17 protein-coding genes and 1 pseudogene are annotated in these 23,954 nt (G+C 71.5%); 9 read left to right on the top strand and 9 right to left on the bottom strand.

The genetic code is table 11. From position 1 onward, the window contains the following. Window positions 1-115 precede the first annotated feature (115 nt). From B4915_RS04215 to B4915_RS04205, 3 genes are all read right to left on the bottom strand, one after another. Complete coding sequence (locus B4915_RS04215; protein WP_105804566.1) at window positions 116-340, bottom strand: type II toxin-antitoxin system antitoxin; 225 nt, start codon at window positions 338-340, stop codon at window positions 116-118. A gap of 9 nt (window positions 341-349) precedes the next feature. After that, window positions 350-1,324 (bottom strand): SPFH domain-containing protein, encoded by a 975-nt coding sequence (locus B4915_RS04210; RefSeq protein WP_105804565.1) that lies wholly within the window; start codon window positions 1,322-1,324, stop codon window positions 350-352. 138 nt (window positions 1,325-1,462) lie between these two features. Further along, a complete protein-coding gene (locus B4915_RS04205; protein WP_181158452.1) occupies window positions 1,463-2,230 on the bottom strand; it encodes an aminotransferase class IV in 768 nt (255 codons plus the stop codon). Between the two features lie 140 nt (window positions 2,231-2,370). On the opposite strand from B4915_RS04205, the gene B4915_RS04200 reads away from it, so the two are divergent. The 5 genes and pseudogenes from B4915_RS04200 (at window position 2,371) to holA (ending at window position 11,300) form a co-directional block, all read left to right on the top strand. Continuing rightward, window positions 2,371-3,777, top strand: coding sequence for an anthranilate synthase component I family protein (locus B4915_RS04200; RefSeq protein ID WP_105804563.1), 1,407 nt, complete (start codon window positions 2,371-2,373; stop codon window positions 3,775-3,777). A gap of 124 nt (window positions 3,778-3,901) precedes the next feature. Next, on the top strand, window positions 3,902-6,415 hold the full coding sequence (gene leuS, locus B4915_RS04195; RefSeq protein ID WP_105804562.1) for a leucine--tRNA ligase: 2,514 nt from the start codon (window positions 3,902-3,904) through the stop codon (window positions 6,413-6,415). A 634-nt stretch (window positions 6,416-7,049) separates the two neighbouring features. Beyond that, on the top strand, window positions 7,050-7,751 hold the full coding sequence (locus B4915_RS04190) for a ComEA family DNA-binding protein (RefSeq protein ID WP_245907328.1): 702 nt from the start codon (window positions 7,050-7,052) through the stop codon (window positions 7,749-7,751). A 476-nt stretch (window positions 7,752-8,227) separates the two neighbouring features. Continuing rightward, window positions 8,228-9,691, top strand: a pseudogene (locus B4915_RS14880) (ComEC/Rec2 family competence protein); the annotation flags it as partial. A 595-nt stretch (window positions 9,692-10,286) separates the two neighbouring features. Then, window positions 10,287-11,300: a DNA polymerase III subunit delta gene (gene holA / locus B4915_RS04180; protein WP_105804602.1), complete on the top strand. Its 1,014-nt coding sequence runs from the start codon at window positions 10,287-10,289 to the stop codon at window positions 11,298-11,300. A gap of 111 nt (window positions 11,301-11,411) precedes the next feature. Here the strand turns inward: holA and rpsT are convergent, their stop codons facing one another. The 4 genes from rpsT to chvE all read right to left on the bottom strand — a co-directional run bounded on the left by rpsT (window position 11,412) and on the right by chvE (window position 15,806). Continuing rightward, window positions 11,412-11,672: a 30S ribosomal protein S20 gene (rpsT, locus tag B4915_RS04175; RefSeq protein WP_105804561.1), complete on the bottom strand. Its 261-nt coding sequence runs from the start codon at window positions 11,670-11,672 to the stop codon at window positions 11,412-11,414. Window positions 11,673-11,808: 136 nt separating this feature from the next. Continuing rightward, the gene (gene mmsB, locus B4915_RS04170; RefSeq protein ID WP_105804560.1) at window positions 11,809-12,999 is read right to left on the bottom strand and encodes a multiple monosaccharide ABC transporter permease; all 1,191 of its coding nucleotides are present in this window, start codon (window positions 12,997-12,999) and stop codon (window positions 11,809-11,811) included. 3 nt (window positions 13,000-13,002) lie between these two features. After that, window positions 13,003-14,517: a multiple monosaccharide ABC transporter ATP-binding protein gene (gene mmsA, locus B4915_RS04165; RefSeq protein ID WP_105804559.1), complete on the bottom strand. Its 1,515-nt coding sequence runs from the start codon at window positions 14,515-14,517 to the stop codon at window positions 13,003-13,005. 167 nt (window positions 14,518-14,684) lie between these two features. Next, window positions 14,685-15,806 (bottom strand): multiple monosaccharide ABC transporter substrate-binding protein, encoded by a 1,122-nt coding sequence (gene chvE, locus B4915_RS04160; RefSeq protein WP_105804558.1) that lies wholly within the window; start codon window positions 15,804-15,806, stop codon window positions 14,685-14,687. Between the two features lie 259 nt (window positions 15,807-16,065). Here chvE and B4915_RS04155 point away from each other — a divergent pair, with 259 nt between their 5' ends. Then, a complete protein-coding gene (locus B4915_RS04155) occupies window positions 16,066-17,259 on the top strand; it encodes an ROK family protein (protein ID WP_181158451.1) in 1,194 nt (397 codons plus the stop codon). Between the two features lie 13 nt (window positions 17,260-17,272). On the opposite strand, the gene xylB is transcribed toward B4915_RS04155, so the two are convergent. Continuing rightward, window positions 17,273-18,712: a xylulokinase gene (gene xylB, locus B4915_RS04150; protein ID WP_105804556.1), complete on the bottom strand. Its 1,440-nt coding sequence runs from the start codon at window positions 18,710-18,712 to the stop codon at window positions 17,273-17,275. Between the two features lie 41 nt (window positions 18,713-18,753). After that, window positions 18,754-19,941, bottom strand: coding sequence for a xylose isomerase (gene xylA / locus B4915_RS04145; RefSeq protein WP_105804555.1), 1,188 nt, complete (start codon window positions 19,939-19,941; stop codon window positions 18,754-18,756). Between the two features lie 175 nt (window positions 19,942-20,116). On the opposite strand from xylA, the gene lepA reads away from it, so the two are divergent. Genes lepA through hemW form a run of 3 tightly spaced genes read left to right on the top strand, consistent with a single transcriptional unit; the run spans window position 20,117 to window position 23,863 of the window. Beyond that, window positions 20,117-21,967 carry a translation elongation factor 4 gene (gene lepA, locus B4915_RS04140; RefSeq protein ID WP_105804554.1) on the top strand — a complete coding sequence of 617 codons (1,851 nt, stop codon included), beginning with the start codon at window positions 20,117-20,119 and terminating at the stop codon, window positions 21,965-21,967. After that, window positions 21,964-22,620 carry a DUF1990 domain-containing protein gene (locus B4915_RS04135; RefSeq protein WP_105804553.1) on the top strand — a complete coding sequence of 219 codons (657 nt, stop codon included), beginning with the start codon at window positions 21,964-21,966 and terminating at the stop codon, window positions 22,618-22,620. The genes lepA and B4915_RS04135 overlap by 4 nt, the downstream gene beginning before the upstream one ends. Window positions 22,621-22,624: 4 nt before the next feature. Beyond that, window positions 22,625-23,863, top strand: coding sequence for a radical SAM family heme chaperone HemW (hemW, locus tag B4915_RS04130; protein ID WP_105804552.1), 1,239 nt, complete (start codon window positions 22,625-22,627; stop codon window positions 23,861-23,863). The last annotated feature ends 91 nt before the right edge of the window (window positions 23,864-23,954 follow it).

Below are 23,954 nucleotides of genomic sequence, written 5' to 3'. Positions count from 1 at the left end.
CCCGCCTGACCGCCAGCCACAGAATCCGGCCCGGCTTGCCCGAGCGGAGCGGGGCCCGGCCCGGGCAAACCGGGCCGGATTCCGGGGGACGGGGGAGCGGGAGGGGGGCGAGGGCTCAGGCGGGCGGACGGCCGCGGCGACGCGGGGGCGCGAGCGAGGTGGGGGTCCGTCCGGCGTCCGCGAGCGCGCGGCGGAGCAGCATCTCGATCTGGGCGTTGACCGAGCGCAGATCGTCCGCCGCCCACTTGGCGACGGCCTCGTGCACGGCCGGGTCGAGGCGGAGCAGCAGCTGCTTGCGCGCTGCGGCCCGCCTCGGCGCGTCCTCGTTCGGCTCGGTCATGATCTCGCTCTAGCTGTACAGGGATCCGGTGTTGATGACCGGTGTCACCCGCTGCTCGCTCGTGAGCACGAGCAGCAGATTCGAGACCATCTGCGCGCGGCGCTCGTCGTCGAGGCTCACGATGTCCTCGTTCTCGAGGCGGTCGAGCGCCTGCTCCACCATGGTGACGGCGCCCTCCACGATCTTCTCGCGCGCGGCGATGATCGCGCTCGCCTGCTGCCGCTGCAGCATCGCCTGGGCGATCTCAGGAGCGTAGGCGAGCGAGGAGATCCGCACCTCGACCACCTCGAGGCCGGCGATCGCGACCCGTGCCGCGACCTCCTCGGCGAGCTCCGCCGAGACCACGTCGGTGCTCCCGCGCAGCGACTGCTCGCCCGGGCCCGGCTCGTCGTAGGGGTGCGTGGTGGCGACGTGGCGCAGGGCCGCCTCGGCCTGGGTTTCGATGAACTCGCTGTAGTCCTCGACGGCGAAGACGGCCTTCGCGGTGTCGGCAACCTGCCACACCACGATCGCCGCGATGTGGATCGGGTTGCCGTCGGAATCGTTGACCTTGAGTTCGTTCGTCTCGAAGTTGTGCACCCTCACCGACACCTTGCGGCCGGTCGTGAACGGGGCGACGAAGCTGATGCCGTCGCGCCGCACGGTGCCGACGTAGCGTCCGAAGAACTGCCGGACGGAGGTCTGGCCCGGCGCCACGATCGTGAACATGGTGAAGACGAGGGCCGCCGCGATGACGAGGAGGATCCCGAGCGCGAGAACCGCTCCGCCCACTGCGTGGCCGGCGTCGAGCTGCACGCCGCCGAGGATCGCGATCGCGATCCCTCCGGGGACGGCGAGGACACCGAGCACGAAGGCGGTGATCCCGGCGGCGCTGCCCTTGTGCCACGCGGGCCGCTCCGCGATGTCGACGCGGACTCCGTCGTGGCCCACCGGCTCGGTGGCGACGCTCTCGGGCGGGGACGACGACTGCGGTTCGGTGTTCATGGGGCGGTCCTCTCTGGTGGGAAGCGATATTAAAGTGATATCACATTATCGCTTCTGCGGCGCAGGCGCGACACGGCGCCGGCCGCCGCCCCGTCCAGGGAGCCCGGCGGCGGCCCCTGGATCCGTGCAGAGCGCGCGTCACGAAGCGCCCGGCACCGGCTCCCAGCAGCGATCGAGGGCGGCACGGAAACGCCGCAGGCGCAGGAGCTCCGGAGCGGGGAGTGCGACGCCGTCGATGTGCGTGACGAGCCGGATGCCGTGCAGCGCGTTCACCGACCATACCTCGCAGCGTGCGAGCACCGCGGGCGGGCGCAGCCCCCGGGAGGCCGTCACTCCGTGCTCGGCCGCGATCCCGAGCAGCAGCGCCTCCGTCACCGAGGCGACCCGCGCCACGCTGTCAGCGGTCCACAGGCGTTCCCCCTCCCACCACGCGAGGCTCGTCGTAGCGCCCTCGACCGCGTGGCCGGCGCCGTCGAGCAGCAGGGCCTCGGCCCCGAGTTCGCGGTTCAGTGTCGTGAGCCGAGAGAGGTTCGGGCCCTTGCGCTCCGGGTGGACCAGCCGCGTGCCCGCCACGGTGCGCATCCGCAAGTCGTCCCGGAGCTCGGGCAGCGGCCGCAGCGAGAGCCCCGCGCGCGGCTCGCCGCCCTCCGTGCCGGCCCACAGCTCCAGGCGGGGGAATCCGGGCCCGTAATCCGCGATCCGCTCCGGGGCCTCGGTCAGGAACGCCTCAAGGCGCTTCCGCGCCGCCCCCTCGGCGGGCGCGGACTCGTCGAGCGCCTCCCGCGCCGCCGCCCCGAACCTGGCCAGGTGCCGGCGGAATCCCCTCACCTCGGGTGCCCCGCTCACCGGGTTCAGCCGCACCCGGAACGAATCCGCTGCGAGCAGCTCGGGAGAGTCGACGGTCACGCTCCCCACCCTACGCGCCCCGGCGAGTCCTCACCGGAGCGGGCGCACCGGAGCGGGCGCACCGGAGCGGGCGAGACCCGGAGCGGGAGCGGGGGAGACGGCGAGGACGGGCGACACCGCGAGGCCGCTACAGTGGTCCCGTGAGTGGGAGCGGGCTCGAAGCCGTCGACGCGCTCGCCGCGGCGCGTGCGCTCGCCGCGAGCGGCGTCGCCTGGTGCTGGCTCGACGGCGCCGGCGCCCCGGCCCGGGCGGGCGCCGAGGGGCCATCCCGCGTGAGCTACCTCGGCATCGCGAGCGAGGTGCGAACCGCGGAGCGCGGGCGTGAACGGGAGTTCCTCGCGGATCTGCGTCCGGCGGCCGGCGAGGGCCACGGAGCGCCGGGCGGCCCCGGCACAGTGCACGGCCCGGTCGGTTTCGACGGAGGCTGGGTGGTCGCCCTGGGCTACGAGTTCGGCGTCGCGCTGCTCGGCCTCGATCCCGCGGCCGACGACGCCAGCCCTGCCCTCGCGCTGCGCCTCGGGGCCGTGCTGGCCGTGGACCACGAGCGCGGCACCGCCGAGCTGCGGGGCGAGGAGGCCGCCGCGCGACGTCTGGCTGGGGCACTCGGGGGCGCGATCGGCGGGCCCTCGGCAGCTCGAGCGGTCCGGGATCCCGGATCCTCGGCCTCCGGACCCCGCGATCCCGGAGCCCCCGGCCCCGGATCCTCCGACCTCGGGCGCCCCGTGGCCCGCTGGCGGCGCAGCGACGCGGCCTACGCCGCGGAGGTGGAGGCCTGTCGCGCGGCCATCCGCGACGGCGAGGCCTACGTGCTGTGCCTCACCGACACCGCCGAAGCCGAGGGGGCGTTCGATCCTCTCGCCCTGTACGAGCGGCTGCGGTCAGCGGGCGCCGCGACGAGGGGCGGCCTCATCGTGGCCGGGGAGCGGGCGCTCGTCAGCGCGAGCCCGGAGCGCTTCCTGTCGCTGCGCGGGCGGCGGATCGCCACCCACCCCATCAAGGGCACGCGATCCCGCGGGACGACGCCCGCCGAGGACCGCGCGCTCGCCGCTGAGCTCGCCGGCGACCCGAAAGAGCGCGCGGAGAACCTGATGATCGTGGACCTCATGCGCAATGATCTGAGCCGGGTGTGCGAGCCCGGATCGGTGTCGGTCGAGGGCTTCCTCCGCGTGGAGACGCACGCGCACGTGCACCAGCTGGTGAGCACCGTTTCGGGGACGCTGCGGGCGGACGCGGACGTCTTCGACGCCGTCGAGGCGTGCTTTCCTGGCGGCTCGATGACGGGAGCGCCGAAGCGTCGCGCGGTCGAGATCCTGTCGGAGCTGGAGGCGGGCCCGCGTGGCCTGTACTCCGGCTGCTTCGGATGGATCGGACGCTGCGGCGATGCCGAGCTGGCCATGACGATCCGCGGAGTGGAGCTGCGCGGCTCGCGCGTGCTGATCGGTGCCGGCGGCGGGATCACGGCGGACTCGCGAGCAGCGAGCGAGGTGGCCGAGAAGCACCTGAAGGCGGCGGCGCTGCTGCGCGGGCTCGGGATCGCCGACGGCTGAGCGGCGGCGCGGTGCGGAGGCGCGCGACGGGCCGCGGCGTGGCGGGCTCCGCGCGCATGAGGCGGTATTCTGGTCGGGTGCGTGCCCGGGAGAGCGGGCGATCCCGAGCGAGAACGAGGTGGGCGTGAGCGAGCAGCCGGTACGGGCCAGTGAGCCGGAGGGCTACGACTTCCAGGCGATCCAGGATCGCTGGCTTCCGGTCTGGGAGGAGCTGAAGCCCTTCGAAGTGGGTGCGGAGCCCTCGGGGCGGCCGCGCAAGTACGTGCTCGACATGTTCCCGTACCCCTCCGGCGATCTGCACATGGGGCACGCCGAGGCGTTCTGCTTCGGTGACGTGCTCGCGCGCTACTGGCGGGGACGCGGCTACGACGTGCTGCACCCGATCGGCTGGGACTCCTTCGGTCTGCCCGCCGAGAACGCCGCGATCAAGCGGGGCGTGGATCCCCGTGAGTGGACCTACGCGAACATCGCGCAGCAGAAGGCGTCGTTCCGCGTCTACGCCCCGTCCTTCGACTGGAGCCGGGTGCTGCACACGAGCGACCCCGAGTACTACCGCTGGAACCAGTGGCTCTTCCTCAAGCTCTACGAGAAGGGCCTGGCCTACCGCAAGGCGAGCTGGGTGAACTGGGATCCGGTGGACCAGACCGTGCTGGCCAACGAGCAGGTGCTGCCCGACGGCACCTCGGAGCGCTCCGGCGCGATGGTCGTGAAGAAGAAGCTGACCCAGTGGTACTTCCGCATCACCGACTATGCGGATCGCCTGCTCGACGACCTCGACGCGCTCGAGGGCAAGTGGCCGGCGAAGGTGCTCAACATGCAGCGCAACTGGATCGGCCGCTCGCGGGGTGCCGAGGTCGAGTTCGAGATCGAGGGGCGCGAGGCCCGCGTCCCCGTGTTCACGACCCGGCCCGACACCCTGCACGGCGCGACGTTCATGGTCGTCGCCCCCGATTCGGATCTGGCGGCAGAGCTGGCCGCCGGAGCCTCGCCCGAGGTGCGGGCACAGTTCCAGGCGTACCTGGAGCAGACCCAGAAGCAGAGTGAGATCGAGCGGCAGAACGCGGACCGGGAGAAGACCGGAGTCTTCCTCGACCACTTCGCGGTGAACCCGGTCAACGGCGAGCGGATCCCCGTGTGGGCTTCCGACTACGTGCTCGCCGATTACGGGCACGGCGCGATCATGGCCGTTCCCGCGCACGACCAGCGCGATCTCGACTTCGCGCTCCGCTTCGAGCTGCCCGTGCGCGTCGTGGTCGAGGTGCGCGACGCTGATGGCGAAGCGCTGCCGCACCCCGGCGAGAGCGGCGTCGCGACCGCGGGAGACGGCGTGCTCGTCAACTCGGGCGAGCTGGATGGGCTCAGCAAGGCCGAGGCGATCCCGCGCGCCATCGAGATCCTCGAGGAGCGCGGCACCGGACGAGCGGCCACCACGTACCGCCTGCGCGACTGGCTGATCTCGCGCCAGCGCTACTGGGGCACGCCGATTCCGATCCTGCACGGCCCCGACGGTGCCATGCAGGCGGTCTCGGAGGACGCGCTGCCCGTCGAGCTCCCCGCCTCGGAGGGCCTCGACCTCAAGCCGAAGGGCTCCTCGCCGCTGGGCGCCGCGACGGAGTGGGCCACGGTCGTCGATCCCGCCACGGGCGAGGAGTGGACGCGGGACCCGGACACCATGGACACCTTCGTCGACAGCTCCTGGTACTACCTGCGCTTCCTCTCCGCCACGGACGACACCCAGGCCTTCGACCCCGAGCTCGCGAAGCAGTGGGGACCGATCGACCAGTACGCGGGCGGCGTGGAGCACGCGATCCTGCACCTGCTCTACTCGCGCTTCATCACCAAGGTGCTGCACGATCTCGGCTACCTCGACTTCGAGGAGCCCTTCACCGCGCTGCTCAACCAGGGCATGGTGCTGCAGGACGGCGCGAAGATGTCGAAGTCGAAGGGCAACCTCGTCGAGTTCGCCTCCGAGCTGCGGGCGCACGGCGCCGACGCGCTGCGCGTGACGCTCGCCTTCGCGGGCCCCCCGGAGGACGACATCGACTGGGCCGACGTCTCGGTGCAGGGCTCGGCGAAGTTCCTGGCGCGCGCCTGGCGCGTCGCGGGCGATGTGGCGAGCGAGCCCGGGGTCTCGTTCGCGGGCGGTGACGCGGGGCTGCGCAAGCACACCCACCAGCTCCTCGCCGATGTGCCGGGGCTCATCGAGGCGTACAAGTTCAACGTGGTCGTCGCGCGCCTGATGGATCAGGTGAACGTGACCCGCAAGGCGATCGACGCGGGCTGCGGTGCCGCGGACCCGGCGGTGCGCGAATCGGCCGAGACGATCGCCATGATCCTGTCGCTGTTCGCGCCCTACACGGCCGAGGACATGTGGGCGAAGCTCGGCCACGAGCCGACGGTCGCCCTCGCGGTGTGGCCGGAGGCGGATCCCTCGCTGCTCGTCGAGGACGAGGTGACGATGGTGGTGCAGGTGGACGGCAAGGTCCGGGATCGCCTGACGCTGCCCGCCTCGGTCAGCGCGGAGGACGCCGAGGCCGCGGCGCGCGCCTCTGCGGCCGTGCAGCGCTCGATCGGCGAGCGCGAGATCGTGAACGTGGTGGTCCGAGTGCCGAAGATCGTGAGCATCGTCACGCGCTGAGCGTGGTCGCCGGGCGGCGGTCGGGGGCGATCCGGGCGGCGGGCCGGGGTGCTCCGGCTCGCGCGCGGTGCTTCGTCCCCAGCCGGGAGAACGCTCCGTTCGGGCCGATCCCTCCACAATCCGGGGGGAACGGCTCCCCGGGACGCCCGGCGGTGCGTAGCGTGTCCACATGGACCTCGACGACACGCTCCCCGGCGCAGCACGCACGCCGCCATCGTTCCCCGATCCCACCCCCGATCCCCGCCTCCTCCTCTTACACACATACAACTCTGCCGACGCGTGTGTATCTTATACACATCTGACGCTGCCTATGATCTAAAGCATGATTCTTGAATACTTTAGACTTTTTTATCTTACTACACGCATACAGTAATCATTACGCTTAGTACGATCACGCACACGACCTAGAATCAAACTTGCTACTTTTTTTTTTAAATAAACACCGCTACCACGAAACCACCCCCCTTGCATACCGCCGGCAGGTTCGGATTTTTAAAGGGAAGCGGTGCTGGACCGCCTGAGCTGGCATGAACGACCAGCCGTGAACGGGCCGAGCGGACAGGGCGGGCCCCCTCGCGCGCTCGAAGCCCGCCCGCGGATGCCCGCCGGCCGCCTCCTCGCGCGAGCCGTTACCGTGCCGTTCGCGGCGGGCGCCGCAGCGCTGGTCATCGCGGTGGTGATCGCCGTGGTGCTCACCGTGGTGCAGCTGCGGCCGGCGGCCGAGGCCGCCGAGGCTCTGACGGCGATGCCCGTCGGGGCGTCCGAGGGCGGCGAACCGGCGATGCTGGAGACGGAGGGCGCACCCGCGGCGGAGCAGGACGCGGATCCGAGTGGGGGACCGACCGCCGACGGGGCCGCGGGCGGCGGCGAGCTGCTCGTGCACGTCGTCGGCGAGGTGAGCCTTCCGGGGGTGGTCGAGCTGCCGGCCGGCTCGCGCGTCGCGGACGCCATCGAGGCGGCCGGCGGAGCATCCGATGCGGCAGTCCTCTCCGCGGTGAACCTCGCCCGCGTGCTCGTGGACGGCGAGCAGCTGCTCGTCCCGAACGCGGAACAGATTGCTGCGGGCGCGGGCGCGGCTGGGGGTGCGGGCGCGGCTGCGGGGGCGCCGTCGGCGGTGGGGAGCGCTGCCGGTGGCGTGGCGGGAGGGCTCGTCGATCTGAACGCCGCTGACGCGGCCACGCTCGAAACGCTGCCCCGCGTGGGCCCGGCGCTCGCGCAGCGCATCATCGACTGGCGCGAGGCGAACGGCGGCTTCGCCTCCGTCGAGCAGCTGATGGAGGTGTCCGGCATCGGGGCGAAGACCTTCGAGGGGCTGGCCGGGCAGGTCACGGTGTGAGCCTCCACGACCTCGCGCGCCTCCGTTCACCGCCGGGCGCGTGGCGCCTGCTGCTCCCGGCTCTGCTCGCCTGGGCGGCTGCGGCCTTCGCCGTGGCGCACCCCGGCGCCGGGCGCGTGATCGCCGCGGGCGCGGCGAGCCTCGCGCTCGCGCTGCTCGTCGGGGCGACGACGCGAGTCTCTCGCCTCCGCAGCCTCGCGCGGCGCGTCCTTCCGTTCCTCGCCGTGTGCTGCGCAGTGCTGGTGCTCCTCGGAATCGGGATCGAACGGGGTGAGCGCGCACGCGCCGAGCCGCTGCTCGCGCACGCGGCCGAGTCTCGGAGCGAAGTGCAGCTCGACGTGCTCCTGGGCGGGTTCCCGAGGGCGGTGACCGGGGAAGAACCGCCGAGCGCCTGGGTTGCGGCAGAGACGGCCGGCAGCGGCGGCGGCTCCGTCCCGCTCGTGCTCTGGCTCGGCGGGGACTCTGCTGCGAGCGTGATGGGCTTCGCCGACGCAGCGGGGGACGCCGTCGGCTGGGGGCCGGGAAACCGTGCGTTCGTGCGCGGTCGGCTCGTCCAGCTGGAGGCGGGGTCGTCCGCGGCATACGGAGTGCGCGTGAGCTCGGCGAGCATCGCGCCCCCGGCGAAGGGGCCGGCCGGGCTTCCGTCCCGGGCCGCCCGGGCCGCAGCTGCGCTGCGCCTGGGCCTGCGGGAGGCGGCCTCTCGGGTCGCGGGCGCCGCGCTCGTTCCCGGCTTCGCGGTCGGTGACACCGCGCTCGTCGATCGCGCGCTCGACGAGCGGATGCGGCAGAGCTCCCTGACGCACCTCGTCGCCGTCTCGGGTGCGAACTGCGCACTCGTGACAGGGGCGATCGTCTGGGGCGCGGGGATGCTCGGCGCCGGGCGGCGGACGCGGCTCGCACTGGCGGCGGCAGCGCTCGCCTGCTTCGTCTTCGTCGTCGGCCCCGATCCGAGCGTGCAGCGTGCCGCCGTGATGGCGGTGGTCGTGCTCGCCTCGGGTTTCGGGGGCAAACGCGCGGTCGCCCTGCCCGCCCTCGGCGCCGCGGTGATCGTGCTGCTCCTGGCGGATCCGTGGCAGGCGCTGCAGCCCGGGTTCGCGCTGTCGGTCGTGGCGACGGCCGGCATCCTGCTGCTCGCGACCCCGCTCGACGGGGCCCTGGGCCGCCTGCTGCGGATGCCGCGCTGGCTGCGCCTGCCGCTCGCGGTCGCGCTCGCGGCGCAGCTCGCGTGCGGACCGCTGCTGCTCCTGCTCGAACCGGGCATCCCCGCGGTCGGCGTGCTCGCGAACGTGATCGCCGCGCCCGCCGCGCCGCTGGGCACCGGTCTCGGCCTGCTGGCGCTGCTGGCGCTGCCGCTCTCGGCGCCCCTGGGCGGAGCGCTGCTCGGCCTGGCAGCGCTGCCGGCCCGCTGGGTCGCTGCCACGGCCGAGGTGACCGCGGATCTGCCCCTGGCCCGGTGGCCGTGGCCTCAGGGGTGGCCGGGCGCGCTGCTGCTCGCGGGCATCGGCGCCGCCGTGCTGGCGGCGTGGGCGCTGCTCGCCCTGCGGCTGCCGTTTCGCGCCGACCGCCTCGCCGGGCCGTCGCCCTGGGAAGCTCGCCGTCCGCGCTCCACCGCGGGACGCGCGCTCATCGCCGTGCTGCTGTGCGCTGCGGGAGGGGCCTTCGCGGGCCCCACGCTGCTCGCGCCCCTCATCGTCTCGGCCGCGATGCCGGACGACTGGGGGATCGTGGCGTGCGACGTCGGCCAGGGCGACGCGATCCTGCTCCGCGATCGAGCGCAGCCGGATGCGGTGATGCTCGTCGATACGGGCGACGAGCCCGAGCTGCTGCGACGGTGCCTCGACCGCTTCGGCGTCCAGCGCATCGCTCTCCTCGTGCTGACCCACGACGACCGCGATCACGTCGGCGCGCTGGACGAGATCGCGGACGCCGTCGATGCCGCGCTCATCGCCCCTCCCACCCGGGACCGCGTCGGCGTTCGCCCGCTCGTCCAGCGGCTCGATGCCGCCGGGATCCCGCACCGCATCGGCGCGCGCGGGCTCGCGGGAGCGAACGGCGGCCTGCGCTGGCAGATCCTGGCGCCCGCGGCGGCGCCCGCCCCCGCCGACACGAACGCCGCGAGCCTCGTGCTCCGCGCGCAGGCGGGGGAGCTCTCGGTGCTGCTGCTCGCCGACACGGGCGAGGACGAGCAGCGGGCCCTGCGGGCGAGCGGTCAGCGCCTCGACGCGACGGTGGTGAAGGTGGCGCACCACGGGAGCAGGGACCAGGACGCCGAGCTTCCCGCCCGGATCGGAGCCGAGCTGGCGCTCGTCTCGGTCGGTGCCGGGAACGGCTACGGGCACCCGTCCGCCCAGACGCTCGACGCCTACGCCGCCGCCGGAGCCCGGACCGCGCGCACGGACCGGCTGGGATCGATCGCCGTCGCAGGGGCGCCCGGAGCGCTGCGGCTGTGGGTGGAGCGCGGCGGGGATCCCGCCGCCCGCGACGGGGGATCGGGCGTCGCCAGGAGCGCGGGCCAAAGCCCAGTAGGGTGGAGTGGTGGCAGCAGCACGTGGCGCGAAACAGCGGATCCCGCAGCTCGACTGGAGCGAGGCGAAGCCCGCCCCGGTGGTCCTGGTCAGCGGCCCCGAGTCCTTTCTCGCAGACCGGGCCATGCAGGCCATCCGGGCGGCGATGGTCGACGCTCACGCCGAGCTCGAGGTGCACGACGTGGATGCGGCCGCCTACACCGCCGGCGAGCTCTTCACCATCGCCAGCCCCTCGCTCTTCGCCGAGCCGCGGCTGATCCGCGTCGAGGGGGTCGAGAAGTGCTCGGACGCCTTCCTCGAAGACGCGAAGCGCTACGTGGCCGAGCCCGCCGACGACACCGTGCTCGTGCTCCGGCACGCCGGCGGCCAGCGCGGCAAGGCCCTGCTCGACCTCGTCCGCTCCGGCGCGGGCGGTGGCCTGGAGGTGCTCTGCGCAGAGGTCAAGAAGGATCAGGATCGTCTCGCGTTCGCGCAGGCCGAGTTCCGTCGTCTGGGAGCGCAGATCACTCCCGGGGCACTGCGGATGATCGTCGGCGCGTACTCGGGTGGGATCGGCGAGCTCGCGGGAGCGTGCGCGCAGCTGGTCTCCGACGCCGGCACCCGCCTGAGCGAGGACGAGGTGAACCGCGCGACCGAGGGCCGCGTCGAGACGAATGCCTTCAAAGTCGCCGACGCCGCGACGGCGGGCCGCGCGGCCGACGCCCTCGTGCTGCTGCGGCAGGCGCTCTCGACCGGCACTGACCCGATCCCGCTCCTCGCTGCGCTCAACATGAAGGTGCGCGGCATGGCGCGCGTGTACGGCGCCCGGGGATCGAGCGGTCAGCTCGCCAAGGAGCTCGGCATGGCACCCTGGCAGGTGGACCGGGCGCTGCGTGAGGTGCGCGGCTGGCGCGAGGAGGACCTCGCGCGCTGCATCGACCTCGCGGCCGAGACGGAGTGGATGCTCAAGGGCGGCACCCGGGACCCCGAATACGCGCTCGAGAAATACGTGCTGTTCGTGGCGCGTCGCGGCAGGGATCGCTGAGCCGGCGGTGTCGCACTCCCTAGGGGAAGCGCGGGCACGTGCGCCGATGCGGCGCCTGAGCGTAACGAAAAAGCCCCGCCGAGGCGGGGCTTTTTCTCGCGGGTTCTTCGCTCAGAGCGCGGCGACCTTCGCGGCGAGCTTCGACTTGCGGTTCGCCGCCTGGTTCTTGTGGATGACGCCCTTGGAGACGGCCTTGTCGAGCTTCTTGCCGGCAACGGCCAGCTTCGCCTCGGCGGCGGCCTTGTCGCCGGCGGCGATCGCCTCGCGGGTCGCCCGCACGACGGTGCGCAGCTCGCTCTTGTAGGCCTTGTTGCGCTCGGTCGCCTTGCGGTTGGTCTTGATGCGCTTGATCTGCGACTTGATGTTTGCCACGTTGAGTTGTGTCCTTAAAAACGTAAAGGTTGACGGTTGTTCCGCTCGGCGAGAGAGGGCGCCTCGCGGGATGTGTGGTGGTGACCACACGCAAGCCAAGAACCAAGCTTAGCAGAATCCGGCACCCCGCCGCGGTTCAGACGCCGGTGCGGCGCTTGTTCCAGATGTCGAAGGCGACGGCGAGCAGCAGCACGAGGCCCTTGATGGCCATCTGCCAGGCGGCGTCGACCGCGAGGATGGACAGCCCCATGTTCAGCACTCCCATGACGAGCCCGCCGATCACCGCCCCCACGACCGTGCCGACGCCTCCCTGGACGGCGGCCCCGCCGATGAAGGCCGCCGCGATGGCGTCGAGCTCGTAGTTCTGACCGGCGGACGCCACCGCGCCGCCGGCTCTCGCCGTGCTGACCACGCCCGCGACCGCTGCGAGCACTCCCATGTTCACGAAGATGAGGAAGTCGACGCGGCGCAGGTTCACGCCGCTCATCTCCGCCGCGAAGCGGTTGCCGCCGATCGCGTAGATGTGGCGCCCGAACACGGTGCGGTTCAGGACGAAGGAGTAGGCCAGGATGAGGACCCCGAGGATGACGAGGATGATCGGCGTGCCGTTGTAGCCGGCGAGCACCCAGCAGAGCGCCATGATGGCGACGACCGCGCCGATGTACTTGCCCCAGTAGAGGCCTGCCGGCTCGGCAGGCAAGGCGAGCCGGCGCAGGTTCCGGCGCGCCCGGTAGCGTTCGGCGAAGAGGAACGCGCAGGCGAGGAGGCCCAGCATGAGCGTGAGCGCATCGTGGTTCAGGATCCCGCCGAACACTCCGGGGAGCCAGCCGGAGCCGATCGCGATGAACGGACGGGGCAGGCCGCTGATGGTGCCGCCGGTGAGGAACACGAGGGTGAGCCCCCGGAAGAGCAGCATGCCGGCGAGCGTCACGATGAACGCCGGAATGCCCACGTAGGCGATCCAGAATCCCTGCCATGCCCCGATCACCGCCCCGCAGGCGAGTGAGAGCAGCACCGCGACCCACCACGGCAGCCCCCACTCCTGCATGGCGATGGCGGCGACGGCTCCCACCATCGCGACCACCGAGCCGACCGAGAGGTCGATGTGCCCGGCGATGATGACCATCACCATGCCGATCGCGAGAATCAGGACGTAGGCGTTCTGCTGGATCAGGTTGTTGACGTTTCCGGGCATCAGCAGCCTGCCGGCCGTCAGTGCCTGGAACAGCAGCACGATGACGACGAGGGCCACGAGGATCCCGTACTGGCGGACATTGAAGCTGATCTTCAGCCGGGGTGCCGTCCGTGCGGCGTTCTGCGAGTTCATCGCCTAGTGGTCCTTTCCTGCGGTCATCAGCGACATCAGCGACTCCTGGGTGGCGTCGGCCCTGGGCACTTCCCCGGCGACCCGCCCCTCGGCGATCGCGTAGATGCGGTCGCAGAGCCCGAGCAGCTCCGGCAGCTCGGAGGAGATCACGATCACCGCCTTGCCCTGTGCGGCGAGATCGTTGATGACGGAGTAGATCTCGTACTTCGCCCCGACGTCGATGCCCCGGGTGGGTTCGTCGAGGATCAGGATCTCGGGGCCGGTGTGCAGCCACTTCGACAGCACGACCTTCTGCTGGTTGCCGCCGGAGAGCTTGCCCGTGACTGCGGAGACGTCGCGCGCCTTGATCCCCATGCGCTCGCGGAAGCGGTTCGCGACGCCGATCTCGCGGACCCGGTCGACGACGCCGCGCCTCGAGACGCTGTGCAGCCCGGCGATGGAGATGTTCGCGGTGATGGTGTCGATGAGGTTGAGACCGTAGCGCTTGCGGTCCTCGGTGACGTACGCGAGACCGTGGCGTATCGCGTCGCTGACGCTGGCGAGCTGAATCTCCTGGTCGTCCTTGAACAGCTTCCCGGCGAGCACGGTTCCGTAGCTGCGGCCGAACACGCTCATGGCGAGCTCCGTCCGTCCCGCGCCCATGAGGCCGGCGAGCCCGACGATCTCGCCGGATCGCACGCTGAGCGATGCGCCGTCGACGACGATGCGCTCGCGGTCGACGGGGTGGCGCACCGTCCAGCCTTCGATGCGGAGCTTCTCGGGACCGATCTCGGGGGTGTGCTCGGGGAAGAGCTGCGAGATCTCCCGTCCGACCATGGCGCGGATGATGCGCGACTCGCTGGCCTCGGGGTCCGACATCGAGAAGCTCTCGACGCTGGATCCGTCGCGGAGGATGGTGACGGAGTCGGCGATGCGCTGAATCTCCTTGAGCTTGTGGGAGATGATGATGGAGGTGATGCCCTGCTCGCGCAGCTGCTCGATGAGGCCGAGCAGATGCGCGCTGTCGCGGTCGTTCAGGGCGGCGGTCGGCTCGTCCAGGATCAGGAGCCTCACCCGCTTGCTCAGCGCCTTCGCGATCTCGACGAGCTGCTGCTTGCCCACGCCGAGCTGCTTGACGGGCGTGGCGGGGTTCTCGTCGAGGCCCACCCGCTGCAGCAGCGTCCGAGCCTCCGCGTTGGTGGCGTTCCAGTCGATGATCCCGAATCTGGCGCGCTCATTGCCGAGGAAGATGTTCTCGGCGATGGAGAGATGGGGACTGAGTGCCAGCTCCTGGTGGATGATGACGATGCCGTCGCGCTCGCTGTCGCCGATGCCGCGGTAGTGCGCCGGGGCGCCGTCGAAGACGATCTCGCCCGTGAAGCTGCCGTGCGGGTAGACCCCGGAGAGCACCTTCATGAGGGTGGACTTGCCGGCGCCGTTCTCGCCGCAGATGGCGTGGACCTCGCCACGCGCGACGGAGAGGGTGACGCCATCGAGCGCGCGGACGCCGCCGCCGAAGACCTTGACGATGTCGCGCATTTCGAGGATGGGTGGTTCTGGCACGGGTTGCTCCTGAGGGTGCTGCCGGCTCGGCGCGCGCGGCTGCGCGGCTGCGCCGGGTGCGGCTGCGGTGGGTCGATGGGCGGTGCGCCGGCGGCCGCGGCGGGCTCGTCGTGGCCCTGCCGCGCCCGCCGGCGCCCCGTGGATCAGAGGCCGACGTCTCCTGCGCTGAGGAAGCCGGAGTCGACGAGCTTGCTCTGCACGAGCTCGGCGGTGACGACCTCGGGTGCGAGCAGGTAGGCGGGCACCACCTTCTCGCCGTTGTCGTAGCTCTCGGTGTCGTTGACCTCGGGTTCTTCGCCGGCGACGATCGACTGGATCATCTGGAAGACCCGGTCGCCGAGGGTGCGGGTGTCCTTCCAGACGGTCATCGACTGCTCACCGTCGAGGATCGCGCGCACGTTCGCCTTGTCGGCGTCCTGGCCGGTGAGCACCGGGTATTCGTCGCCGGGCGTGTAGCCGGCCGACTTCAGTGAGGCGATGATCCCGATCGCGAGCGAGTCGTTGGGGGAGAGCACCACGTCGACCTTCTCCTCGCCGGAGTAGAAGGAGGAGAGCCGGTTGTCCATCTCCGCCTGCGCTCGCGCCGAGTCCCAGCCCTGGATGCCGATGGAGGCCCAGTCGTCGTCGCTTGCGGGCGCCTTGCCGGAGGGGACCTCGAGGGTGCCGTCTTCGATGTAGGGGAGGAGCACGTCCCACGCGCCTGAGAAGAAGAACTTGGCGTTGTTGTCGTCGGGGCTGCCGGCGAACGGTTCGAGGGTGAAGGTCTCGTCGGTGTTCTCCAGATCGAGCTGCTCGGCGATGAACTGGCCCTGCAGCTTGCCGACCTCGTAGTTGTCGAAGGTGGCGTAGTAGTCGACGTTCTCGCTGCCGTTGATGAGGCGGTCATACGCGATCGTGACCACGCCCTGCGATGCCGCCTCCTCGAGGACGGGCGCCAGGGCCTCACCGTCGATCGCGGCGATGACGAGGATCTTCGCGCCGCCGGCGATCTGGTTCTGGATCTGGGAGATCTGCTGCTCGACCTTGTTGTCGGCGTACTGGAGGTCCGCCGTGCAGTCGGCGTCACGAAGCTCCGCCTGAAGCTGCTCGCCGTCGTTGATCCAGCGTTCGAGGCTCCGGGTCGGCATCGAGATGCCGACGTTGCACTCGACCCCCTCGCCTTCGGCGGATCCGTTGTCGTTCGCGGGGCTGCTCGAGCACGCGCTGAGTGCGAGAGCCGCGGAGCCGATCAGCGCGAGCGCGGTGAGTGCGCGTGGTGATCTCATGGTTGTTCCTCTCTGAACAAAGGGCGGTGGACAACGCGCACGGTCATCGGGCGCTTCCCTGCACCCCCGTGTTTGTTGTCTCTCACAACCTATTTGGGGGAGATGACGCTGTCAACGGTCGAAGCGCGCGCTCGGCGAGTCGTTTCCGATTCGTGTCCTGGCGGTGTCCGGGAGGGACCTCGACTTGCGCTCGGCCGGGCGGGCTGCAATCTTCATAGGTGCGAGCCGAGCCGGGCTCACGATGAGGAAGGCCCAGCCAGTGTCAGAGCAGCCACAGCACAGCAACGACCGCGTGCGGCGCAGCAACCTGGTCGCCGTGCTGCGAGCGCTCCACCTGGACGGTGCGCAGTCGCGGGCGCAGCTCACGCGGCGCACCGGCCTCTATCGCTCGACCATCGCCGCGCTCGTCGCAGAGCTCATCGAACGCGATCTCGTCGCGGAGTCGCTGCCCGAAACCCGGGTGGGCGTTGGCCGCCCGAGCCCGATCGTCACGATCAACCCTCGGGTCGTGGCCATCAGCGTCTATCCCGACGTGGACGCGCTGATCGGCGGGGTCGTCGGCCTGGGCGGGACCATCCACCGTCGATGGCGCAAGCCGCTGACCGCGAAGCCCACGCCCGAGGACGCGGTGGAGCTGATCGCCGAGGCGGTGTCGCAGGTCGAATCCGAGCTGGGGCGGGACCACCGGATCATCGGCCTGGGCGTCGCGCTGCCGGCCCTCGTGGACACCGACGCCGGCAGCGTGACCCTCGCGCCGAACCTCGACTGGCACGGCGTGCCCTTCGCTCAGATGCTGCGGGACCGCCTGGGGATCTCCGCGATGATCGCGAACGACGCGCAACTCGGCGCGACGGCGGAGCGCGAGTTCGGCTCGGCGAGTGGTGTCGGCAACATGATCTACCTCAACGGCTCGGGCGGTGGCATCGGCGGCGGCGCCTTCGTGGACGGGCGCGAGATGCGCGGTTTCCGCGGTTACGGCGCAGAGTTCGGGCACATCGTCATCGATCACGGGGGAGAGGCCTGCTTCTGCGGCCAGCACGGGTGCTTCGAGCGCTGCGTGCGGCGGGACGCGCTCGTCGCAGCGCTCGGGGTCGACTCCATCGACGACGAGGAGCTCGGCGAGCTGCTTGCCGGGAGCGACGACCCGCTCGTGCTCGGCGAGGTCGCGCGGCAGGTCGACCGGCTCGCCGCCGGAATCTCGATGCTCATCAGCGTCTTCGCGCCCGAGCGAGTGGTGCTCGGCGGCTTCCTGGCGAGTCTCTACGCGGCGCGCCGGGAGGAGCTGGTGCGGCTCGTGGCCGAGCGTTCGTTCACGCTGCTCGCCGACCGGGTGGAGATCGTCAGCGGCGGACTCGGCTCCCGGGAGGTGCTGCTGGGCGCCGCGGAACGGGTCTTCGAAGGCCTCTTCGCGGACCCCGCCCGTTTCCGGTCGGCGCGCGCGGACAGCGAGTGAGCGCCGCTCCCGCTCACCGCGCCCGGTACTGCTCGCGGATCACCGGCTCGTGCGCGGGCTCGAGCCGGGTGAGATGCTCGACGGGCCAGTGCCGCCACTCGCCGCGGAGGGCGGATGCCGCCTGCCGGGCCGCTCCGATCGCCACGTACTCGGCCGGCCGGGGGATCCGGATCGGGAGGTCGAACACCTGCGATGCCACGCGCTGCACGGCGGCGTTCTGCGCCGCGCCGCCCACGAGCGCCGCCGATTGTGCGCTGAACCCCGCGCGGCGCAGCGCGTTGAGACCATCGGCGAGCCCGCACAGCATTCCCTCGATCGCCGCGCGCGCCAGATGCTCGCGCCGGGTCGAGGCCAGGGTCATGCCGAAGAGCGTCGCCGTGGCATCGGGCCGGTTGGGGGTCCGCTCGCCCTCGAAGTAGGGCTGGAGGACGAGCCCGCGCGCACCCGGGGGAGAGGCCAGTGCGAGTCGTCCCAGCTCGGCGTGATCGACGCCGAGCAGGGCTGCGATGCCGTCGAGCACGCGTGCGGCGTTGAGCGTCGCGACGAGGGGCAGGAAGGCCCCGCGTGCGTCGGCGAACCCCGCGACGCTCCCGCTCGGGTCGTTCGCGGGCTGCGCCGAGACGCCGAAGACGGTGCCGCTCGTGCCGATGGAGATCACCGCTTCGCCGCTCGTCACGCCCAGGCCGAGCGCGGCCCCGGCGTTGTCACCGGACCCTGCGGCGATGGGAAGCCCGTCCGGGATCCCGTGCTCCGCCCCTCCCGCGGTGGTGGCGCCGAAACCGAGCGGCCCGACGACCTCCGGCAGCTGCGCGTCGTGGCCGAGCGCGGCGCGCAGCAGCTCACGATCGTAGTCGCCGCTGGATGCGCTCCAGTAACCGGTGCCGCTGGCATCGGAGCGGTCGGTCCGCAGGGCGTCGAGCCGGGGTCCGCGCGGGCTCGCGTGGCCGGGCCCGTAGCCGGCCAGGCGCCAGCTCAGCCAGTCATGGGGGAGCGCCACCGCGGCCGTGGAACGGGCACGGGCCGGCTCTGCGTCGCGCAGCCAGCGGAGCTTCGAGACGGTGAAGGAGGCGACGGGCACGAGGCCCGTGCGCGCGGCAAGCGCCGCTTCGCCGAACTCCGCGCGCAGCCGCTCCGCGGCTGCCGCGGACCGGGTGTCGTTCCAGAGCAGCGCTGGGCGCACGACTCGTCCCTGCTCGTCGAGGGCGACCATGCCGTGCTGCTGCCCGGCGACGGCGACCGCCGAGACGTCGGCGAGCCCGCCGGCCGCCGCCACGGCCTCGCGCAGGGCACGCCACCAGTGCTCGGGGTCCACCTCGCTCCCCGGAGGGTGGGGGGCCCGCCCCTGCCGCACGATCCGCCCGCTCGCGGTCTCGCACACCACGACCTTGCAGCTCTGCGTCGAGGAGTCGATTCCGGCGACGAGCTCCTCCGCTGCGCCCGCGTCCGCGCTCACGAGCTCGCCTCAGCTTCCGCGGGTGCGCCGGGCACCCGCATTCAGCGGGCGCCCATCAGGTGCTCGAGCGCCAGCTGCTGCAGGCGGACGAAGCCGAATCCGCGATCGCCGAAGTAGGCATCGGCGTCGAACTCCTCGAAGGCGGTGCGGTCCTGCAGCAGCCCGCGGTAGCCCTCGCCGTCGTCGAGCGTGGTCTCGCGGAGCTGAGCGACCTTCGCCTCGGCGAGCGCCGCCTGCACCTCGGGATCCGCGCGGAAGGCGGCGGCTCGTTCCTTGAGCAGCAGGTACATGCGCATGTTCGCGCGCACCGATTCCCACACGCCCGTGGCGTCCTCGGTGCGCGAGGGCTTGTAGTCGAAGTGGCGCGGGCCGTCGTAGACGGCGCCTCCCTCGGGGGATCCGAACTCGAGCAGGTCGACGAGCGAGAAGGCGTTCTGCAGATCGCCGTGACCGAAGACGAGATCCTGATCGAACTTGACCCCCCGCTGACCGTTGAGGTCGATGTGGAAGAGCTTGCCTGCGTCGAGCGCCTGCGCGATGCCGTGCGTGAAGTTGAGCCCTGCCATCTGCTCGTGACCGGTCTCGGGGTTCACGCCCACCAGCTCGGGGTGCTCGAGCGTCGCGATGAAACCGAGGGCGTGCCCGACGGTCGGCAGCAGGATGTCGCCGCGCGGCTCATTGGGCTTCGGCTCCAGGGCGAAGCGGAGATCGTAGCCCTGATCGATCACGTACTCGCAGAGCAGGTCGATGGCTTCCCGGTAGCGGGCGAGCGCGGCCTGCACGTCCTTCGCGGCGTCGTACTCGCTCCCCTCGCGGCCGCCCCACATGACGAATGTCTGCGCGCCGAGCTCGGCGGCGAGATCGATGTTGCGCAGCACCTTCCGCAGGGCGAAGCGCCGTACCGCGCGGTCGTTCGAGGTGAAGCCGCCGTCCTTGAAGACGGGGTGGCTGAAGAGGTTCGTGGTGATCATGGGGATCACCAGGCCGGTGTCGTCGAGGGCCCCGCGCAGCCGGTCGACGGCGCGACGCCGCTCCGTCTCGTCGCTGCCGAAGGGGAAGAGATCGTCGTCGTGGAGCGTCATGCCCCAGACTCCGAGCTCGCGCAGGCGGTGCACGGCCTCGACCGTGTCGACGGCCGGCCGCGTCGCGGATCCGAACTGGTCCTGCGCCTGCCAGCCGAAGGTCCAGAGGCCGAAGCTGAAGCGATCCTCGGGGGTGGGGGTGGTCATGTTCCGCTCCTTCGCGAGTGTGACACGGTGAATATGTCGTGGGTCACAACATATCCCAGGCGCGGTCGCCTGTCCAGGTTCCCGCGTACGCGCCCGCGGTGCGCCGCGAGGGGCGCCGGCCAGGGGCCGCGGCCGCGGGAGGACCGCGCGCCCCGCTGTGAGATAATTGCCGACAATGTCTCCTCGCAGTGTGAACCCCCCAGTGCCGGCGTCGACCGACCCCGCGAAGATCCGCAACTTCTGCATCATCGCGCACATCGACCACGGAAAGTCGACCCTCGCCGACCGGATGCTGCAGGTCACCGGCACCGTGCCCGACCGGGAGATGCGCGCCCAGTACCTCGATCGCATGGACATCGAGCGCGAGCGCGGCATCACCATCAAGTCGCAGGCCGTGCGCATGCACTGGGACGTGGACGGCGAGGCCTTCGCCCTCAACATGATCGACACGCCGGGGCACGTCGACTTCAGCTACGAGGTCTCGCGCTCACTCGCCGCCTGCGAGGGGGCGATCCTCCTCGTCGACGCGGCCCAGGGCATCGAGGCCCAGACGCTCGCGAACCTCTATCTCGCCATGGAGAACGACCTGGAGATCATCCCGGTCCTCAACAAGATCGATCTCCCCGCTGCGGACCCGGAGCGCGTCGCCGGTGAGATCGCCGAGCTGATCGGCGGCGACCCCGACGACATCCTGAAGGTCTCGGGCAAGACCGGCGCCGGCGTCGAGGAGCTCCTCGACCGCGTCGTCGCGCGCATCCCGGCGCCCGTCGGCGTGCTCGACGCCCCCGCCCGCGCCATGATCTTCGACTCCGTCTACGACCCCTACCGGGGCGTGGTGACCTACGTCCGCATGGTCGACGGCAAGCTGAGCCCGCGCGAGAAGATCCAGATGCTCTCGACCGGCGCCGAGCACGAGGCGCTGGAGATCGGCGTCTCCTCTCCGGAGCCGGTGCCGACGAAGGGTCTCGCCGTGGGCGAGGTCGGCTACCTCATCACCGGGGTGAAGGACGTGCGGCAGTCGAAGGTGGGCGACACGGTCACCGGCAAGCAGCGTCCCGCGAGCGAGCCCCTGCCGGGCTACACGGACCCGAAGCCGATGGTGTTCTCGGGCCTCTACCCGCTCGACGGCAGCGACTACCCGATCCTGCGCGAGGCGCTCGACAAGCTCAAGCTCTCCGACGCCGCGCTGCAGTACGAGCCCGAGACCTCGGTGGCACTCGGCTTCGGCTTCCGCTGCGGCTTCCTCGGACTGCTGCACCTGGAGATCATCTCCGAGCGACTGCGCCGCGAGTTCGACCTCGACCTCATCGCGACCGCGCCCAGCGTGATCTACGAGGTCACCACCGACGACGGCAAGCAGATCACCGTCACCAATCCCTCCGAGTACCCTGACGGCAAGATCGCGAGCGTGCGGGAGCCCGTCGTGAAGACGGCGATCCTCGCTCCCAAGGACTACGTCGGCGCGATCATGGAGCTCTGTCAGAGCCGCCGCGGCAGCCTGCTCGGCATGGAGTATCTCGGGGAGCGGGTCGAGCTGCGCTACAGCATGCCGCTCGGCGAGATCGTCTTCGACTTCTTCGATCACCTGAAGAGCCGCACGCAGGGCTACGCGAGCCTCGACTACGAGCCGATGGGGGATCAGGAGGCCGATCTCGTGAAGGTCGACATCCTGCTGCAGGGCGACAAGGTCGACGCCTTCAGCGCGATCGTGCACCGCGACAACGCCTACCACTACGGCACGATGATGGCCGAGCGCCTGCGCAAGCTCATCCCGCGCCAGCAGTTCGAGGTGCCGATCCAGGCGGCGATCGGCGCCCGCGTCATCGCCCGCGAGACGATCCGCGCGATCCGCAAGGACGTGCTCGCCAAGTGCTACGGCGGCGACATCAGCCGCAAGCGCAAGCTCCTCGAAAAGCAGAAGGAGGGCAAGAAGCGCATGAAGATGGTCGGCCGCGTCGAGGTCCCGCAGGAGGCCTTCATCGCCGCCCTCTCGGGCGACGTCGAGGGCAAGGAGGCGAAGAAGTGAGCGCTCCCGAGCCGCCCAAGCGCAGCACGCACGTCGACATGCCCGTCGCCTACGCTGCGGTCGGCGCGTCGAAGCTGCCCGACCTCATGCGTTTCCCGCCCGAGGGGAGCACGCCCTACGAGGAGCAGCTGCGACTCGGCAGCGGGCAGGAGCGCTTCCTCACCGCCTCGAACCTGCTGATGACCTGGGGCGCCCAGCGCGGCGCCGGGCTCGCCGTCGAGGACGTGGTGCGGGGCTCGGGGGCGCACTACCTGGGGCCGAGCTTCGACCAGAGCGGCGCGCCGCAGGCCGCTGACGCCCCCGAGGAGCACTTCGGCCCGGATGGCGAACCGTACCTGGTCGCCGGCAGCACCGCGACGCTCCGCGCCGAGGGCCAGGACGCCCGCTCGGTGCTCATCGTCTACACGATCGACGAGGAGCGGCGGGTCGGCTTCGCGTGGGGGACGGCCGACGAGAACGGGGCGGTCGGCGAGCAGCTCTTCGCCGTGGAGCGGCGCGAGGACGACACGGTGTGGGCGACCGCGCGCGGCTTCCTGTTCCCCCCGAAGGACGGCCTGCTGGGGCTGCGCGCCCGCGGTGCGGTGCGCGCGGCGATCGACTCGGTCCGGGATCAGCTGGCCTCGCTCGCCCCGGGAGCCCGGGGCTCGGTCTAGCGCCGTGCCGAGCATCCTGCCCGAGGGCGATCCGGCTCCCGCGGACGGCTCGCTGCCGGCGAGCGTCGCGGACGGGGCCGCCGGGCGTTCCTTCGGGGTCTACGTCCACGTGCCGTACTGCCGGGTGCGCTGCGGCTATTGCGACTTCAACACCTACACGGCGAGTGAGCTCGGCGGCACCAGCCGGGCCGACTATGCCGCGCAGGCGCAGTGGGAACTGCGCTTCGGCGCGGAGGTGATGCGGCGCGCGGGACTGCCCGATCGCCGTGTCGCGACCGTGTTCTTCGGCGGCGGCACGCCCACGCTGCTGCCCGCGGACGATCTCGCCGCCCTGCTGAGCACGGTGCGCGAGGAATGGGGCCTCGCGCCGGGGGCGGAGGTGACGACCGAGGCGAACCCCGACTCGGTCGACGAAGCGTATCTGGCCCGGCTGGCCGAGGCCGGCTTCACGCGGGTGAGCTTCGGCATGCAGTCGGCGGTGCCGCACGTGCTGCGCACCCTCGATCGCACGCACGCGCCCGAGCGGGTGCCGCTCGTGACGCGCTGGGCGCGCGAGGCGGGGCTCGACGTGAGCGTCGACCTCATCTACGGCACCCCGGGGGAGAGTCTCGCCGACTGGGAGCGATCCATCGACGCGGCGCTCGCGACGGAGCCGGATCACGTCTCAGCCTACGCGCTGATCGTGGAGCCGGGCACGAAGCTCGCGGCGCAGATCCGCCGGGGTGAGGTGCCGGAGCCCGACGAGGATCTGCACGCGGAGATGTACGAGCTGGCGGACGCCCGCTTCTCCGCCGCCGGTTTCGACTGGTACGAGATCAGCAACTGGGCGCGGGGCGAGGAGCATCGTTCCCGGCACAACCTGGCGTACTGGACGGGCGAGGACTGGTGGGCGGCCGGGCCGGGTGCTCACAGCCACATCGGCGGGGTGCGGTGGTGGAACGTGAAGCACCCGGGAGCCTACGCGCAGCGCATCGCGGCCGGGATCTCGCCCGCGCACGCGCGCGAGACGCTGAGTGAGGCTGCCCGACGTGAGGAGCGTATCCTGCTGGAGACCCGGATCGCGGCGGGACTCCCGGCGGAGGTACTGCTGCCTGCGGAGCGCCGCGCGATTCCGGAGCTCATCGCGAACGGCCTCATCGACGGCCGCTCAGCGATCGCGGCGCCCGGCCGGGCGGCGCGCGTGATCCCGACGCTGCGCGGGCGCCTGCTCGCGGACTCGGTCGTGCACCGCCTGCTGGGGTGAGCGGGCGGGCCGGACCGACCGGCGTTCTCGGAGTTCGCTGCGCTAGACTTGGCACTCTGGGCGCGTGAGTGCCAAGGAGGAAACGGAGCAG

It is taken from the genome of Leucobacter massiliensis, from assembly GCF_002982315.1.
Taxonomy (GTDB): Bacteria; Actinomycetota; Actinomycetes; order Actinomycetales; family Microbacteriaceae; genus Leucobacter; species Leucobacter massiliensis.
This window is presented reverse-complemented; position numbering and strand designations above follow the sequence as displayed.